Below are 17073 nucleotides of genomic sequence, written 5' to 3'. Positions count from 1 at the left end.
CGATTGCTGTTGAATCGCGCACGCCGCCGCTCGCGCGGCCTGTGCGTCGTCACGTTCGTCGCCGCATCGCGCTTAGCGCAGGCCCGACAGCGTCATGCGCAGCACGATCGGCTGGGTCATCCCGTGTGGCGGTGCGGCGCCGACCGCGCGGCCGACGAGCGTGTCGCGCAGCGCGGCATCGACCGCCGGATCGCTGGCCGGCGCGCTGTCCACGCGCGTCACGTGCCCACGCCGGTCGAGCCATGCGCGCACCGGCAGCATCAGCCGATCGTCGCCGGTGTCCGCCAGCCGGTCGGCCCAGCGCCCGACGTCCGCGCGCAGCCGGCACGCGGCCGCGTCGTCGCCGTCGATCACCGCCTGCAGCCGCCGCGCGACGCCGTCCGCATACGCGAGCCAGGCGGCGGGCGCCTCGTCGGCGGCCAGCGCGCGTGCGGCGGGCCGCGCTCGCGACGGCAGCAGCGCGCGCAGCGCGGCGCCGATCCGGCGGCCGGCCCGCCGGCTCGCGGCGATCATGACTGGGCCGCGGCCTCGGACGAAGCCACGACGGCAGCCGGTGCGCCCGTGTCGCCGCCGGCCGCCGCTTCCTGCTCGGCCATCGCCGGACGGTTGCGCAGATGCAGCAGGAATTCCTGGATCAGCCGATCCCACAGCTCGACCGTCGAGCGCAGGTGGCGCTCCGACACGCCGCCCGCGACCACCACGTCCATCTCCAGCGCGAGAAACGCGCCGTGGCTCGCGAGGCGCGCGAAGCGCTTGGTGCGGTTCCAGTTCGCGACGAGCTCGGCCGGCAGGTCGCCCTGCACCTGCAGCACGCACGACAGCGTGTAGTCGATGTACGGGATCGCCGCGGCATCCACGCCTTGCGGCACGAGCCCGGCGGCCGGATTGCCGAAGCGCACCGCGAAGCCGACGCCCTGGCTCGCGCTCATCAGTTGCATCACGCCGTTCTGTTCGGCAATCGTCACGCGGTAGCCCGCGCGGCGCAGGATGTCGGCGAGGCGTTCCGCGCTGATGGCTTCGATCGGTGCGTCGTGCGCCGCGCGTTCGTCGGCGCTGTTCGGTTGCTTGTCTTGCATGTCGGTATTCCCGGTGTTCAATGAATCGATCGGTTCAAGGCCGGCTGCGGCCCCAGGTCATTGCGCGCCCGCGGATGCGGCCGATGCAGCGGACGCGGATGCCGGCGTCGCGGCCGGCACGCGTGCGGCCGGGTCGTACTTGCCCGCATACAGCGCATCGCCATAGCGTTGCGCGAGATCGTCGTACTGCACGCGCGCCGACTGCGCGAACGGCTGCCGCGACGCGAAGAACGTGCCGATCCCGACATGCTCGTACGCGTCGAGGATCTCGTGGCCCACGCGATACAGCTCCGCATTGTGTGCCTGGCAGGTTTTCAGTTGCGTGTCACGCGCGGCGACGTCCTTCTGCGCCTGCGCATGTTGCGCATCGCGGGCGCGCGACACCGCGAGCAGATCCTCGTAGGACGCCTTGTACTTCGCGAGCGACCGCGCATCCTGCTCGCGCCCCGCCCGCTCCGCCGCGAGCGCGCGCTTCGCGGCCGCTTCGGCCCCCGAGTCGCCGCGCGCCGACGCGAGTTGCGCTTGCGCCGTCTTCAGTTGCGCCAGAGCGTCGTCGCGCTGCTTCTCCGCGGCGGCCTTGTCGGCCTGCAACTGCGCCTGGTTGTCCTGCAGCTGACGCAGCTCCTGCACGGTCGAGCGCAACTGGGTGCGCAGCTTGTCCTCGATGCTCTGCGCGTGCGCGCCGCCGGCCGCCAGCAGCAGCACGCCCGCGAGCATCGTGCGATAGGTCGTGTTCATCCGCGGCTCCGGTCAGAAGCGAGCATTGAGCTCGAGCTGCAGCACGTCGATCGATACCGGCGGCCCGTACACTTCCTTCGAGCTCAGGTAGCGGGCCGACACCCACGTGTCGCGCGCGACCGCATACGCGGCGCCGATCACGTAGCCGCGTGCGTTGGTGCCGCCGAGATGGAAGTCCGGGTCGTTGAACGCGTCGAGCACGGCGTCCGGCTGCAGGTACTTGTACGCGACCGAGAAGTTCCACTGCCCCTTCTCGCGCGGCTCCGGCTCGCCGATCGTCGCCTTCGCGAGGAAGCCGTTCGGGCCGCTGCGGTAGTCGGCGCGCGTCGCGTTCACCGACGTCGATTCGTAGTTGTTGACCGGCAGCGATGCCGCGGCGAACGCCTTGTTGTCGTTGTACGCGAGGTTGCGCACGAATTCGCCGTCCAGGCGCACCTTGAAGCGGTCGGCGACGACCGTGTCCCACTGCGCCTTCAGGTCGAGCAGCCGGTAGTTGTAGGCGAGCCCGAACAGCTGCGGCTGCGGCGTCATGCCCGGTGCGAGGTTCGGGTTCTGCACGATGTTGCGCAGCGCGATCAGCGAGTTGCCGCCCTGCATGAACGCCGGCGCCTCGTTGTCGGTGTTGCAGCTCGTCGCGCCGGCATACAGCGCGCATGGCGACGACAGCGAGCCACGGATGTTCTGGAAGTCGTAGTACGCAACCGCGCCGCGCAGCCGGTTCTTCGCGTCGATCTTCCAGTCCGCGCCGAACTGCGCGCCGAACATCCACTTCGTGTCGCTGCCGGCCTTGTCGGTGCTGTTGGACGGGAAGTTCTCGCTCGTGTACTGGATCGGGAACACGCCGAGCGTACCGAACAGCGTGACGTCCGGATTCCACGGCAGCGCATGGCGCAGGTTCGCCGCGAGGCCGTCCATCATCAGGTCGTCGGCGAACACCAGGTCCGACTTGAAGAACGGGTTGTCGAAGCGGCCGGCCGTCAGGTTCAGCCACGACGTCGGCCGGTAGGCGAAGAACGCCTTGTTCAGCCAGATGTTCTTCTTGCCCCAGCCGCCGCCGGCCGTCCCCGTGGTGGAAACCGGGCCGTTGTCGTTGCCGCTCGCGAGCTGGAGGCCGGCGATCATCTCGTCGGACAGCGTCGCCGTCACGCCGAGCCGCGCGCGATAGCGCAGCAGGTTGTTGCGGTTCTGCGTGGTGTTCTGCGTGGGGATCTGCGTGTTGTTGGTGTTCGGGTTGACGTCGAACCCGCCGCCCTGGTTGATCGCCGCGAAGTTCGTCACGCCGTTGGTGTTGCCGCTGCCGTAGAAGTGATATTCGTCACGCACGCGCATGTCGCCGTCGATCTTGATGCGCGACACCCAATCGGGGAACGTGTTCGGCTGCGCCCAGTTCTCCGCCTTCGCCTGCGCGATCACCTCCTGCTTGACCTGGTCGCGGATCTGGTCGCGCACCAGTTGCGGCACGTACGGCACCGCGACGTCGCCCGGCTGCGTCGGCGGATTGACCATGCCGCCCGCCACGACCGGTGCGCCCGATGCGCGTGCAGTGCGGGCCTGCGTGGCCTCGGTGCGCGCCTCGCTGATCAGTTCGTTCGCGTTCTGCTGCGTGAGCACGCCGCGCTTCACCAGCAGGTTGATCAAGTTGATCACCACGCTTTCCGTCGGCGCGGCCTTGCCCGTCGCTGCCTGCGCCTCGAGCGATTGCCCGTGAGCAGCCGACGCGCACGTCAGCCCCAGCGTCAGCACCGCCGCGCCGACGCGCGACCGGCGCGCGGGCAGCGCGCCGCCGCGGGGCGCCGCACCCAATTCGTTCATCTTGTGAATCATCTAGGCACTCCGAACAATTTCCGTTTCTTTTCCGGCAACATCCGTGCAACGGATGCCGCCCCATGATTGATTCGCCCTGCACGCCCGCCCGTCATGCCGGCTTGCGCCCCTGCAACCTGACGAGCACCGGATACGCGGTCGCGGGCGGCGGCGCCTCGTCGACCCGGCCGAGCGATTCCACCGCCGTGACGACCGCCGCGTCGAGCTTCGTGTCGCCGGTCGACTGTGCGACCGTCACCTTCGTGATGCGCCCGGACGCGTCCATCCACAGGTTCAGGCTGCCCGTGAAGCGCGCGCCGCCGGCCTCCTGCACGCCCTTGTCCTGCTCGATCGCGCGCTGCAGCACGTACACCATGTATTGCGCGTAGCTCGCGTTGCCGAACTTGCCGCCCCCGCCGCTGCCGACCATGCCCGAGCCGTCGCCCGCGCCGATGTTGAAGCTGTCGGTGCCGGCCTGCGCAGGCGCGTTCATCGTCATCTGCTTCGGCTGGTTGTCCGACGGCTTCGGCGCCTCGGACGGCTTCGGCGCGATCGTCGGCCGCTCGACCGGCGTCTTCACCTCTTCCTTCACCTTCTCGGGCGGCGGTTTCTGCTTCGGCGGCGGTGGGGGCGGCGGCAGCGGAATCACCGTCGTCACCTGCGGCGCGCTGGCGCGCTTCACGCCGGCCGTGTCGCCCGCGAAATGCCAGATCAGCGCGGCGAACGCCGCGAGCACCAGCGCGATCGCGACCGGCTTCACGTAGCGGCCAGGGCCCTTGTCCGGCGGGCCGCCGTTGTAGGTCATTTCCATCGCGTCAGCCGCCCTGCTTCGCCTTGCCGGTCACCAGGCCGACCTGCGACAGGTCGAGGCGGCGCAGCAGGTCGAGCACGTCCATCACCTTCTGGTACTGCACGCCCGCGTCGCCCTTCAACACGATCGGGAATTCCGGATTGGTCGCCTTCTCGGTGCGCAGCCGGCTTTCGAGCTCGTCCATCGTCACCGGGTACGCATCGAGGAACACCTGCCCCGAATCGGCCACCGTGATCGCCTTCGTCTTCGGCTTCGCGAGGCTCGCGGACGAGCTCGCCTTCGGCAGATCGACCTTGATGCCCTGCACCGACGCTGTCGTCATGATGATGAAGATGATCAGCAGCACGTACGCGAGGTCGAGCATCGGCGTGATGTTGATGTCGTCGTACGGCTTGTCGTCGTCCTGAACCTGCATGGTGGTCTCCTGCGTGCGTTCAGTCGGCCAGCACCGCGTGATCCGGCGTGCGGTGCGCTTCGGCGAGGCGCGTGACGAATTCGTCGACGAACACCTGCATGTTCGCGGTCACGTTCTTGTTGCGGATCAGCAGATAGTTGTAGCCGAACAGCGCCGGGATCGCGACGAACAGGCCCGTGACGGTCGCGAGCAGCGCGGCCGCGATACCCGGCGCGATCGCGTTCACGTTCACGTCGCCGGCCGCGGCGATCGCCGCGAACGTGATCATCACGCCGACCACCGTGCCGAGCAGGCCGAGGAACGGGCCGCCCGAGATCGCGATCGTCAGCAGCACCATCGATTTCGACAGCCGCTGGTTTTCCCGCACGAGCGTCGCGTCCATCGATGCGCGAATCGCCTCGATCGACTCGCTCGTGATCACCGTGCGGCCGTTGTCGTCCATCCGGCTGTGGATTTCATGCACGCCGGACTTGTAGAGCCGGTACAGCGACGACTGGTAGAGGCGTCGCCCTTCCGCGCTGCCTTCGTCGACGTGCGCGAGGCCCACCAGGTGACGTCCGGCCACTTCGCGAAAGCGCTGCACGAAGTACTGGTTCGCCTTGTCGACGGTGCCGACGTAGCGCGCCTTGGTCCACATCACGATCCACGACACGAACGCCATGCCCAGCAGGATCGTGATCACGACCCACGCGTCGACGGTCACCGACTGCACGATCACGCCGAAGTAGCCGAAGCCGAAGCCCGACTGCTTCTCGTCCGCGCCGTACGCGACCAGCTTCGATTCGGAGCCCTGGGCCAGCGCGTCGACCGCGATCGCCGCCGGCGAACGCGCAATCTTCGACAGCCGCAGTTCGTCGAGCGCGCCCGTGTAGGCGGCGAAGCCCGCCGGTGCGCCGGCCGCATCCGCGCCGACCGTCGCGACGCCGTTCAGCGCGGGCAACGCCGCCGCGACCTGCGCGGCCTGCTTGCCGTTGACGTAGACGGTCAGGTTCTTGCCGTCTGCCGTCACCGCGAGATAGGTCCACTGGTTCGCGGCCACCGGCGCCGCGGCCGGCGTGCGCACCGGGGCTGCGCTGCCGGCCGCGCCGTCGACTTCCGCGAACGGCACGCCGTTGTCGAGGCCGATCAGCAGCGCGTTCGCGCCGTCGCGGCGGCTGTAGACGAGCGTGTTCGGCGCGAGCGCCGCGGGCTTGACCCACGCGCTGAACGTGAAGCTACCGCCGGCCGGCACGTTCAGCGCCGGGCTCGCGGGCAGCGTCAGCGACGCATTGCCGTCGAAGCGCGCGCCCTTGCCGACGATGCCGTCTTCAACCGCGCGGAACGTCGCGTTCTGCGCGTTGCTCGCATACGCCGTCGCGTCCTTCGGCGGCGTGCCCGACGCGCCGTTGAAGTGGTACACGAGCGTGTAGTCGGGATCGAACGTCTCGGCCGGCTTGCCGCCGTCCGGCGCCTTCTTGTTGCCGTAGTACATCCAGATCGATTCCGTGGCGCCCGCCGGCATCTTCGGCACGTCGACCCAGATCAGCGCGACGCCGAGCACCGGGTCGTATTGTTCGACGTGGTAGTTCAGCGGCGTCTTGTCGTCGGACGCGACGAAGCGGATATCCGCGCCGTTGTCGGCCAGCCCGTCGAACTGGAAGTTGCCCGAATGCAGGCGCATCAGCAGCGGCACGCGGCCCGCCGAATCCGCGAGGTTCGCGCCCTTCGGGCTCGCGTCGATCGTGATCGCCTTCCGGTACGACCAGTCGTTCTGCCACCATGCGTTCGCGATGCCGGGCAGCACGCCGAGCATCACCGCCAACAGGAAAAACAAGACTCGCTTCACGATCCACTCCCCGAATGTGCGGGCGCTTCGCTCGTCGCGTCGCCCCGGCACGGTCAAAAAAAATCCGTCAGAACCCCAGCCGCACGTAGAAATCGAAACGCGGGCTGTACTGCCGCGTATAGACGCCCGCCTTCAGCGGCCAGCCGGCCTCGAAATCCGCGCTGGCGTACTTCATGATCTGCAATCGCGTGCCGACGCCGACGCTCATCAGGTTGAAGCGCGACGTCTGCTCCGGCAGCGGGCTCAGCAGCCACAGGTGCGCCGCATCGAAGAACGCGTGGAAGCGCCACTCGTTCACGCGGCTGCCCACCGCGCCGCCGAGCCACTTCGACAGCGACGGGCTGCGCAGCTCGAGCGACGCGATCACGCCGCTGTCGGCCGTGTCTTCCGCCTGCATGTAGCCGCGCACGCTGTTCATCCCGCCGGCGGCGAACTGCTCGCTCGACACGAGCGGCGAGTTCGAGATCTGCGCGCTCACGTGGCCGTTGGCCTGCATGTCGTTCGCGAAGCGCTGCGTGTGGTTCACGTCGAACTTGCCGTACACGAAGTCGGGCGTCGCCTTGTAGCGCTTGTTGTCCCACGCGCCCCAGTCGCTGCCGAGGCCGCGGATGTTGGTGGTGAGCGACGCGGAGAACGACGTCTGCGAGTTCTTCAGGCTCAGCTGGCCGTTGTACGAGAACGTCACCGGCACGTAGGTCAGCGGCGCGGTGGATGTCTGGCCCACCAGGCTCACGTTCTCGTCGTAATGCTTGCGGTCGATCTCGATGCTGACCGAGTGCGCGTAGGTTTCCGACGCGGGCAGCGCGTAGATCGCGGTGAAGCCGTAGGTCGTGCCCTTGCCGAGCACGTTGGTGCCGCCGACCGACGCGACGTTGCTGTCCGAGTGCACGACGGTGGCGAGGAAGCTCCAGCGCGTGTCCTTGATCGGCGCGAGATACGAGAACGCATAGACGCGCGCATCGTTCGGATGCTGCGGCGCGATCACGTAGGTGCCGGAAATCACGTGGCCGAGCTGCCACAGGTTCGAATAGCTGAGGCTCGCGCTGGTGCGCAGCGTCGACGTGCCGGGGCTGTTGTCGTTGTTCAGCTCGAGCGTGCCGTGCAGCGGGCTGTGATCGTCCACCTTGAGATCGACGTCGACCGTCTGCGGCATCGCGCCGGGCTTGAGCACCGGAATCACCTGGCGATCCGCCGAGCGGTTCAGGTCGGTGAGCTGCTGCTGCGCCTGGTTGAAGTCGGGCACCTTGCCTTCGGCGAGCGCGGGCACCGCGTCGCGGATGTTGCGCGGCGAGTTGTACTGCGCGCCGTCGACGCGCAGCCTGCCCACCTTCGCCTCGACCACCTGCAGCAGGATCACGCCGTTCTTCACCTGCTGCTGCGGCAGCTCGACAACCACCGACTGGTAGCCACGCTCCTGATAGACCTTCTGCAGCGCATCGCGCGCCGCGTTCACGTCGGCGAGCGTGCGGCCCGGCCCTTCGAACGGATAGACGGCCTTCTCGATCTCGAGCGTCGGCAGCGTCGTGTTGCCGCGCACGACGAACGCGTTCACGTCGAACGTCTGCGGCGCCGGCGATCCCGACGCTGCCGCGTTCGCGGCCGGTGCCACGGCGGCTTCCTGCGCGCGCACGCCCGAGGCGACGCACAGCCCTCCGGCCAGCACGGCGCCGGCCAGGCATCGGCATTTCAGCCGCCATCGTTCGCGTGACTTGCGGTCTACTCTCGGCGGCATGCGCCCTTCCCCTTTGTTGTTCCGGATCGCGGAGCGCTCGCTGCACTAGCCGCCCGCACCGCTATCAAATACGTGTTTCACTTCGATGACGATTTGTTCGTCATCCTTATCACGATGTACTCGATGCTTCCTGCTGCTTGCTGCTTCTGCTTCAGTCGCGGCGCGCCTGCTCCGGCATTCCACCAGCTGGACAACCGAACTGCACGCACGCATACCGCATCAGCGTATCGACGCACACCGCGAGCGATTCCCGGTCGGTGTCGAGCACGAGATCCGCATCGACCGGCGGCTCGTACGGCGACGACACGCCCGTGAATCCCGGCAGCAGGCCACGCCGCGCCTTCGCGTACAGCCCTTTCGGGTCGCGCGCTTCGCAGCGGGCGAGTGGCGTGCTCACGTACACCTCGCGAAACGCCGCGCCGACGATCGACCTCGCCGCATCGCGCATCGCCGCGAGCGGCGAGATCACCGCGACGATCGCGACAGCGCCCGATCCGCTCGCCACCGCCGCAACCTCGGCGATGCGCCTCACGTTCTCGAAACGGTTCTGCTCGGTAAAGCCGAGGTCCCGATTCAGTCCGGCCCGCATCCGGTCGCCGTCGAGCACCATCGCATGCGTCCGCCGCTCGCGCAGGCGCTGCGCCAGCGCATCGGCCAGCGTCGTCTTGCCCGCGCCCGACAGCCCCGTCAGCCACAGCACGCCGCCCGCAAGTTGCGGCGCCGCGCCGCGCGACGCGTTGGCCGCGTCTACCGATAAGGACGAAACGACCGCGGAAAACCCGCAACGATCGATGTTCATCGTGCTTGCCCGCCGACGTTCGCGGGCTCGTCGTCCTCGCGCGGGCGCGCTTGCCAGAATCCGCCCTGCATCGTGACGATCGACGGTGTCTCCGCCCATTGAGGCGCGCTCAGGATCTCGGCGCGCCGCACGTTCGGCAGCACCTGCACGTCGAAGATCTCGTCGACACCGTTGAAGAACTGGAGGATGCCGAGCACCGCGCCGCTGTTCGCGTCGAGCGCGGCGACGCCCGCGACGATCGCATCGGCCTCGCTTTCGATCGGCAGCCCCTGCGGCCCGCGCTTGTCGCGCAGCTTCGACAGTCCGACGAACAGCACGCCGCCGTATTCCGCGAGACCGTGCGTGAAACCCGGCAGTGTCGCGAGCACGCGTCGCGCGCCCGACTGCGGATCGATCTGCAGCACCTGGCCGCGACCGCCTTCGAGCACGTGCAGGCGTCCGCCGATCACGCGCGGCGAATGCGGCATCGACAGGCCCGACGCGACGATGCGACCCGACGGCACCTCCATCACGACGCCGCCGTCGGCCATCCCGCGCCGCCAGCCGAACGGCTCGTCGGTCACCCCGAGCGCCGTCGCGAAACGCACCTTGCCATCGCTGAACGCCATCCCGTTCAGGTGGCAGCGGTCGTCGGGCTTCATCGCGGTCACGAACGGCGGCTGCCAGATCGACGTGAAGTTGAAGTAGCCGTCGATCACGCTGATGCACGAATAGCGCGTGTTGACCGCGAGCACGACGTGCTTGTCGAACGCCATGTCGTGCAGATCCAGGTCTCCGGTGTAGTACGCCATGCGCGGCACGAACATCGCGTCGTAGTGATCGGGGCGGCCGGGATAGAGCGGCGCGAGCGTCGACACGTTCGCGAACACCATCAGTTCGTGCATCGTCGCGACCGCGAGCCGGTTGCCGGATACGGCCATCCCCATCGAGCGCGGCAGCAGGCACGCGGACAGCGTCGGCACGCCCGCGTCGACGCCGATCACCGCGACGCCCGACGGGCGGCGGCTGACGGCCAGCGAACAGCCGAGCGCCTCGAGCACCTGCAGAAAGCGCCCCGTGTCGCGCAGGTTGATCACCGGCGACATCGCTTCCGCTGCCCGTTCCGCTGCGGCGAGCGTGTCGCCGCCCTGCCGGCCTTCCTCGAACTGTTCCACTGTGATGCACCTGTCGGCTTCGCGCCGCGTGATGAATAAAGGTGAAGTCCGCACTCGCCCGTCCGCACGCACGGCATGCGCGCGCCGGCCACGAGCCGGATCGCGCGTGCCGGGTCGCGACACTCACCTACCTAGACGGAACGAAATGCGCATTGCCGCAAACTTTTTTGCGTGGACCGGCCGCTGCGCCGCCGAGTGCGCGTGTACGCGCTGTCGGCGGCGCCGATCCAACGGCGTCGCCGACCGCGTGCGGCCTGCAATGCGCGCACGGCGCAACCCGCGCGCGAAAACGCGCGGAACGCCGTGCAGGAATATGCGTGGCCCCCGTTTGGTGTGCATGTCGCCTGCCTGGCCCGTGTCGGATCTTCGGCGTCGCGCGTGCGCGAGTCGCCGGCAAACGTGTTGCCGCTACACGGGAAAATCGCGAAAACGCGTCGCACCCGCGTGCGGCCCGACAATCGTCGGGTGCTATCGGGAAGTTTTTGTGACATTGCGCTGAAGATATTCACGAGACCGTGTGCGACGGGGCGCCCGATATCGTTTACGCGCGACCGGCCGGCGCTATCGCAGCGCGGCAAACGCCCGAACGTCACGAAAAAAACTGCGGTTTCGCGCTGCCCGATCCGTCCTAACTAATGAGAAAAACACATCGACGACGGGGTCCGATCCATGTCATTCGCCACGATGCTCGTCCGCTGGCTCGCCGGGAGGCTGTCCGGCGCGGCCGCGCCGCCTGACCCGCTGCGCGCGGCCGCCGCCGGTCGTGCCGCGCTGCGCCGCCCGTTGCGCTGGCGCACGCCGTGGCTCGCGTGGCAGTCGCTGTCATGGTGCGTGCTGACGCTGCTGGCGCCGCCGGTCTGGACGATCGGCACGCTGCTGCTGATCAATGCGTCGAGCGACCAGCCGCTGTTCTGGACGCTCGCGATGGCGATCGTGCCCGTCGCGAACGGCGTCGCGATCGTCGCGACCAACCAGCGCCATCACCGCGTGCCGTTCACGCGGCGCTCGACGGTCGCGCTGTTCACGTTCTTCGTTGCGATGGCCATCGGCTGCACGCTGTTCGTGCTGCTGCTGTGGCGCTCGCATTCGATCGCCGCGCTGGTCGGCCCGCTCGCGCTCGACGGCGACGGCACGCATCCCGCGATGCTCGCGTTCTGGGTCGCGGGGCTCGCCGCGATGTTCGGTGTCACGTCATCCGCGCATGCGAGCATCGCGCATGCGTGGCTCGCGTTCGAGGCGTGAATGCGGCTGCGCCCATCCAACGGGGGCATGCGAATGCATCGATACGGGAGATCCGGCGCGACACGCGCGCCGCGCGCACGCGGCATCGCGATCGTGACGGTGCTGCTCGTCGTCGCGCTGGCGGCCACGCTCGCGGCCAGCGTGCTTTGGCGTCAGCAGGTCGCGACGCGCGACGTCGAGAACCAGCGGCTCGCGACGCAGACGATGTGGGTCGAGCGCGCCGCGGTCGAATGGGCGAGGGCGACGCTGCGCGCGCAGAACGCGACGTCGAACGTGACCTTCGCCGGCCAGCCGTGGTCGGCCCCATTCTCCGACGTGCCGCTGTCCGACCTGCTGCCGCCGGATGCGGTCTCGGTCAACGCGGAACTTGCGCGCGCATCGATCTCCGGAAACGTCGAGGATGCGCAGGCCCGCTTCAACCTGATGAACCTCGTGTCGCGCATCGCGCCGGGCAAACCGTGGCAGGCGAATGCCGCAGGCGTGCTCGCTTATCGGCGGCTGCTCGGCGAACTCGCGCTCGATCCCGCGCTCGCGCAACCGACGGCCGACTACATGCTGCGCTCGCTGCGCGACACGAACGGCCCCGGCGGCTGGCCGCTGCAGCTCGTGTCGGTCGACGATCTCGCACGAATTCCCGGCTACGACGCGCATGCGATCGACGCGCTCGCGCCATTCGTGACGGTGCTGCCCGACCTCACCGTCGTGAACGCGAACACGGCGGCCGAGCCCGTGCTCGTCGCCGCGATTCCGACGCTGTCGAAAAGCCAGGCGAAACGGCTCGTCGAGCGGCGCGGCACCGCGTATTTCGTCAGCACCGGCGATATCGCCGAGTATCTGCTGCCCGCGCAGGGCAGCAGCCCGACGCTGCCCGACGGCTCGGCCGTGGGCGTCAGCAGCGGCTATTTCATCGTGCACTGCCGCGTCCATTCGACGCGGATCAACGCACGCATCGAAACGCTGATCGCGCGTTACGGCAGCGGCAATTTCACGTGGACGTCGGTGATCTGGGTGCGGCGGCTCACGAGTTGAACGCCGACCGTACGATTTGCGCACGTGCTTGCGGATCGACGACGCGCGATCCATCGAATCGCGCGTGAGCCGCGGCGCCGATCTAGATCAACGACGACTCGCTCAAACCGAGCCCACGCGCGCCCTGCGGCTTCACCGCGCAATCGAACGTCAGCCGCGTGAGGCTCGTCTCGCGGACTTCGCCGAGCAGGCGGTTCCAGTCGTCGATCGATACGAGCAGCGCGATCGGCCGGTTGTATTTCGTGACCATCACCAACGCCTCGCCCGCATGCCGCAGCGCCTTCGACGGATTGCTGCTGAAGTCGCGCGTCGCCATCGCGATCGTGCGCAGGCTGAACACGTTCGTGACGGCATCGTCGCCGTCGTCGTGCAGCAGCCGCTCGAGCGTCGCCGCACGCAGCAGCGCCTGCGATTTCGCCGACAGCCGGTTGTCACGGCGCTTGCGGCGCGCGCTGCGCGGATCGACGTGCACGGCCAGCACCCGCACGATCTGGCCGAGGGTGGTTGCGGGCAACTGGTCGTAGCGGCGCCACCAGTCGGGCGGCAGCGCGATCATCATCCCGGCGTAGATCGCCGCGACGCCGTCGGCGATATGCGACGGAAGACGCTCGGCGTCGCGCGCGTCGAGATCGAGCGCCGCACCGACCACCTGCGTCATCACGCTGAACGCGTTATACGCGAGCGCCGCGATCCCGCAGGCGAGCAGCGACGCACGCGCCGGCGCGTCGCCGAACGGCGCGCCTGCCAGCACCGGTTCGAGCGGCAACGGCAACACGTCGCGCCAGCGTCGGCGCGATAGCTGCACGATCCGTGCCGCGTCGAACCGCTCGGCCGGCAAATCCGTCAGCAGCACCACCGCTTCTCCGGGTTCGCCGCCCGCCGCCGCGCGGCGCCATTCGATCCGCCGCAACGTATCGGTTGCGCCGCCGTCGCCGGTCATTCCTACCGGCTGTTCGCGCACGGTGCCGTCGTCGCACACCCCCGCGTCCTGCCATTCATCGAGCGGCCGGACCGTGCTCGCGGGACCGTACTCGCGCAGGATCAACGCACCGCCGCGGCGCGGCCATCCCGACAGAATCGCATTCGTATCGAAGCGCCCGTCGACGATCCACAACTCGCCGGGCCGCACCGTTTCGAGCAGCGCGGCGACGAAGGCACGCGCGTGCTGCCGGCCGCGCTCGACCGGCAGCAGGTCGACGATCAACCCGAGATCGGGATCGTAGACCGGCAGCACGCGCGTGCCGGCACCGAAGGCAGCTTCGTACGCGGGATCGTCGCAGGCCCGCCCGCAATCGCAGGCAGCCTGCCCGGGCGCACACGCGTCAGCCGCCCCGTCGAGCACGCGCAGCCGCATCCCGCCGAGCCCGCTCTCGTCCACACGCGCCGCCGCGATCGGCAGCAGCAGTTCCGCGCTGTCCTTTACCAGCGCGCGCCCCCACCCGGCGCGCAACCGGCTCATCCCGTCGTGCAGCTCGGCGACGGCGGCCCCCACGCCGATCGGCGCGACACCGGCCGCATCCGACGGCATGCGCATGTGCGCGGCGATCGCCGTGATCGCATCGACCGCGAGCGCGAACAGCGCCTCGCGAATCGGCTCGTCGTCGGGTTCGCCATCGGTGTCGGCGGTCGCGTCGAGCCAGTCGTCGTGCAGCGCGCACTGCAGCACGAGCCGCGTCATGATCGCCATCGGACTCTGTTCGACGAAACGTTCCACCACCGCGCGCATCATCGGGACACTCCGTACCGTTCGCAATGCCGCACACGCAACCGGTCGCCACCGCACGATCGCACTTGACGGGCCGCAGTCGACGCCGCAGCATCGTGGACAACCGCAAGCGCACGACCGCACGCCGTCGCGATGCTCCCTCCGCCATCGACGCACGAGGCACCGGCATGTACGTAGATCCCCGCGTGGCGCACGGCCGCGCCCGGTTCGACCTGAGCCGTTCCCCGCGCCTGCTCGCCGACGAGCGCCGCTGGGAGATCAGCGACCTCGTCACGCGCGGCCTCGACGATTTCCGCGGCGTGCGCAACCGCCGCAACCTGATGCGGCTGCTCGGCCGCCAGATCGCGCCGAAGCTCGCGCGCCTCGGCCTCGATCCGTACGTCGGCGTGCTCGGCAGGATCGAAGGCCTGTTCGTCAACTTCTCGACGATGAGCGCCGAGCACGGGCTGCGCGAATTCCAGCTGCAATTGACGGTGCCCGACCTCGTGCTGCGCAGCTTCGCGTCGAATGCGATCCGGCCGCACGCGGTCGCGCGCTGCATGCAGCGCAACGGCGTGATGACGCTCGCGGATATCGAGCACGAGACGAATATCGCGTTCGTCGCGGCGCGCGTGATGCGCTCGCTCGCGATCGCGGAACACTGGCGGCAGATCGGCGTGCCGACGCCGTACGGGCTGTTCGTCGGCACGCTCACCGATGCGAACGACGTCGCGATGAACACCTATTTCCGGCCCGGCGACAACGATCGCCCGTCGCGCTGGAGCGGCTTCTCGGCCCTCTTCGCGACGATGCCGGACTGGCGCCCGGATCAGGTCCGGCACGGCGGCGAACTGCTGCAATGGATGGTCGACCATATCGTGGCCCTGCAAGAATCCGCCCCGTTCTTCGAACGCTTTCCGTTTCTGCGTGAACCGCTGCGCGACGCCGACGACCCGTTCGACGCCGCGTGGCGCGGCGCGCGCGCCGGTATCGACGGCGGCGCGACGTCCTGATCGCCGGCCCTCGCCGCACACCGCGCCCCGCCCCACGCCGGCGGCAATCCGGAAGCCGGCTTCGGCCCCCGGTTCCGCTACACGGTCCCCTCGCTCTCTCGTATACAAGGTCGAAGCAAGTGCGCGTAACCCGCAGAATTTCTTGCGATACCCGCGCGCGTGCCGATGAAAACGATTCCGTCGCATACCGGAACGACCACGCCTTCGGCGCGCTCAATGCATGCGCGGCGGCACGCCCGGCTCCTGGCGACCGACCGCCTCCAGCACGGCCCACATCCAGATCAGTTCGCGCACGGTGCGCGCATGCTCGTCGCTCTGCGCACGCCAGCGCTGGAACGCGTCGAGTTCGCATTCCGTCGTATCGCCGGTGCGCAGCCACAGCAGCCAGCGCACCGCGCCTTCGCGGATCGCATCGGCGCGCGTGTTCGCGTCGCCGGAATCCGCATCCCGTTGCGATTCGTTCATGATCACGCCACCGCCCGAAGCTCCCTCGACACCCATCCCCCGCACCGCGCATCGCTGCGCGGCCGGGGCGCTTGCCACCCACGCCTCGGGTCCGACGACGCTCCACCGGGCCGCCGCGGACGGCAGCCCGGCGTTTGCCGGCCCTCATTGATCAGGTCGTATCGGCGGACCGTAACCCGCAGCGCGCAGGCAGCCCGCGGCCGCACGAACGGGCCGCTTGCAGGGGGAGGAAGAAAGGTGGGGAAGCTCGCGGGAGCCGGTCAGCTCAGCAGCACGATATTGCCGGGCAGGCGCGTGATGTGCGCGCCGTACAGGCGCCCGACCATGTCGATCACGTCGTCGAGCCGCGTGATCGGAAACTGCGCCTGCATCCGGTTCGCGCCGAGCGCGGCGCGCCGCAGGACGACCCTGCCCGGACGATAGCGGTTGATTTCGTCGATGACGTCCGACAGCATCACGCCGTTGAACACCAGCATCCCGCGCCGCCATGCGCTGACCGCGCCCGGATCGGCCCGCGACACGGGCTGCACGCCGCGGTCGTCATAGACGACCTGATCGTCGGCCTTCAGCGTGCGGGCGCCGCGCGGATGCGCGAGCGCGACCGTGCCCGACAGGCAGGTCACGCACACCTGCGACCCCGTACGCCGCACGTTGAAGCGCGCGACCGTCGCCTGCATTCGGCCGTCGCCCGCCACCACGGTAACGGGCTGGATCGGCGTCGCGCGGCCGGCCGGCGGCGTGGCCGCGTCGATCTCCGCCTCGCCGGCGACGACTTCGACACCGTGCGCGGCATCGCTCGCGGGCAGCACGTCGACGCGTGTCTGCGTGTTCATCGCCACCGTCACGCGCGACGACAGCGCGACGCTGCGCTGCTCGCCGGTGCCGGTGTGGTAATCGGCGGCCAGGTCGCCGAGCGACGGCCACAACTGCAGCGGCGGCCGCACCGCGAGCCACGACGCGCCGGCCGCCACCGCGAAGCCGATGAACGCGCGGCGGCCCGTGCGCATCGTGCGCTCGCGCTTTGCAACGTTTGCCCAGGCCGCGGCCGTGCGCTCTTCACCCGCGAGCTCGGCCGCCGCGGTGCGCAGCGAGCCCCAGGTGTCGCGCAGCAGCGCGGCCGCCTGCGGACGATCGGCGCACCAGCGCTCGAACGCGTCGGCCTCGGCCTGGCTCGCGTCGCCCGAGCGCAGACGCAGCAGCCACGCGCTCGCTTCGTCGAGTGCGTCGTGGGCGGGTTCGGCCTGGGCTTTCGTCATCGTCCGGGTA

The 17073-nt window shown here is 69.2% G+C and carries 16 protein-coding genes; 3 read left to right on the top strand and 13 right to left on the bottom strand.

Annotation, left to right across the window (positions count from 1 at the left end; translation table 11 throughout):
• Positions 1-72 precede the first annotated feature (72 nt).
• The 10 genes from ACVK00_RS09975 to ACVK00_RS09930 all read right to left on the bottom strand — a co-directional run bounded on the left by ACVK00_RS09975 (position 73) and on the right by ACVK00_RS09930 (position 10353).
• Positions 73-513, bottom strand: coding sequence for a hypothetical protein (locus tag ACVK00_RS09975; protein ID WP_284891355.1), 441 nt, complete (start codon positions 511-513; stop codon positions 73-75).
• Positions 510-1076, bottom strand: a complete 567-nt coding sequence (locus ACVK00_RS09970) for a YbjN domain-containing protein (RefSeq protein ID WP_228907985.1) — start codon at positions 1074-1076, stop codon at positions 510-512. Before ACVK00_RS09970 ends, ACVK00_RS09975 begins: the two co-directional genes overlap by 4 nt.
• Before the next feature lie 57 nt (positions 1077-1133).
• Positions 1134-1814: a hypothetical protein gene (locus tag ACVK00_RS09965; RefSeq protein ID WP_284891356.1), complete on the bottom strand. Its 681-nt coding sequence runs from the start codon at positions 1812-1814 to the stop codon at positions 1134-1136.
• Positions 1815-1826: 12 nt separating this feature from the next.
• Positions 1827-3638 carry a putative porin gene (locus tag ACVK00_RS09960; RefSeq protein WP_284891357.1) on the bottom strand — a complete coding sequence of 604 codons (1812 nt, stop codon included), beginning with the start codon at positions 3636-3638 and terminating at the stop codon, positions 1827-1829.
• Positions 3639-3729: 91 nt separating this feature from the next.
• Positions 3730-4428, bottom strand: a complete 699-nt coding sequence (locus ACVK00_RS09955) for an energy transducer TonB family protein (protein ID WP_284891358.1) — start codon at positions 4426-4428, stop codon at positions 3730-3732.
• A 4-nt stretch (positions 4429-4432) separates the two neighbouring features.
• Positions 4433-4843: an ExbD/TolR family protein gene (locus ACVK00_RS09950; protein ID WP_043177386.1), complete on the bottom strand. Its 411-nt coding sequence runs from the start codon at positions 4841-4843 to the stop codon at positions 4433-4435.
• Between the two features lie 19 nt (positions 4844-4862).
• A complete protein-coding gene (locus ACVK00_RS09945; protein WP_284891359.1) occupies positions 4863-6668 on the bottom strand; it encodes a DUF2341 domain-containing protein in 1806 nt (601 codons plus the stop codon).
• Positions 6669-6735: 67 nt separating this feature from the next.
• A complete protein-coding gene (locus ACVK00_RS09940) occupies positions 6736-8400 on the bottom strand; it encodes a ShlB/FhaC/HecB family hemolysin secretion/activation protein (protein WP_284891360.1) in 1665 nt (554 codons plus the stop codon).
• A gap of 151 nt (positions 8401-8551) precedes the next feature.
• On the bottom strand, positions 8552-9199 hold the full coding sequence (gene cysC / locus ACVK00_RS09935; RefSeq protein WP_284891361.1) for an adenylyl-sulfate kinase: 648 nt from the start codon (positions 9197-9199) through the stop codon (positions 8552-8554).
• Positions 9196-10353, bottom strand: a complete 1158-nt coding sequence (locus ACVK00_RS09930; RefSeq protein WP_284891362.1) for a TIGR03032 family protein — start codon at positions 10351-10353, stop codon at positions 9196-9198. The genes cysC and ACVK00_RS09930 overlap by 4 nt, the downstream gene beginning before the upstream one ends.
• Before the next feature lie 669 nt (positions 10354-11022).
• Between ACVK00_RS09930 and ACVK00_RS09925 the strand changes: the two genes are divergently transcribed.
• Together ACVK00_RS09925 and gspK are read left to right on the top strand one after the other, a co-directional pair.
• Positions 11023-11595 carry a hypothetical protein gene (locus ACVK00_RS09925; RefSeq protein ID WP_228907993.1) on the top strand — a complete coding sequence of 191 codons (573 nt, stop codon included), beginning with the start codon at positions 11023-11025 and terminating at the stop codon, positions 11593-11595.
• A gap of 33 nt (positions 11596-11628) precedes the next feature.
• A complete protein-coding gene (gene gspK / locus ACVK00_RS09920) occupies positions 11629-12624 on the top strand; it encodes a type II secretion system minor pseudopilin GspK (protein ID WP_284891444.1) in 996 nt (331 codons plus the stop codon).
• A gap of 82 nt (positions 12625-12706) precedes the next feature.
• Here the strand turns inward: gspK and ACVK00_RS09915 are convergent, their stop codons facing one another.
• On the bottom strand, positions 12707-14353 hold the full coding sequence (locus ACVK00_RS09915; protein ID WP_284891363.1) for a type II toxin-antitoxin system Phd/YefM family antitoxin: 1647 nt from the start codon (positions 14351-14353) through the stop codon (positions 12707-12709).
• 164 nt (positions 14354-14517) lie between these two features.
• Here ACVK00_RS09915 and ACVK00_RS09910 point away from each other — a divergent pair, with 164 nt between their 5' ends.
• Positions 14518-15342 (top strand): hypothetical protein, encoded by an 825-nt coding sequence (locus ACVK00_RS09910; protein ID WP_284891364.1) that lies wholly within the window; start codon positions 14518-14520, stop codon positions 15340-15342.
• A 213-nt stretch (positions 15343-15555) separates the two neighbouring features.
• Here the strand turns inward: ACVK00_RS09910 and ACVK00_RS09905 are convergent, their stop codons facing one another.
• Both ACVK00_RS09905 and ACVK00_RS09900 read right to left on the bottom strand, forming a co-directional pair.
• Positions 15556-15807 carry a FecR/PupR family sigma factor regulator gene (locus ACVK00_RS09905; RefSeq protein ID WP_284891365.1) on the bottom strand — a complete coding sequence of 84 codons (252 nt, stop codon included), beginning with the start codon at positions 15805-15807 and terminating at the stop codon, positions 15556-15558.
• Between the two features lie 260 nt (positions 15808-16067).
• Positions 16068-17063 (bottom strand): FecR family protein, encoded by a 996-nt coding sequence (locus ACVK00_RS09900; protein WP_284891367.1) that lies wholly within the window; start codon positions 17061-17063, stop codon positions 16068-16070.
• Positions 17064-17073: the final 10 nt, after the last annotated feature.

It is taken from the genome of Burkholderia sp. PvR073 (assembly GCF_054055695.1).
This window is presented reverse-complemented; position numbering and strand designations above follow the sequence as displayed.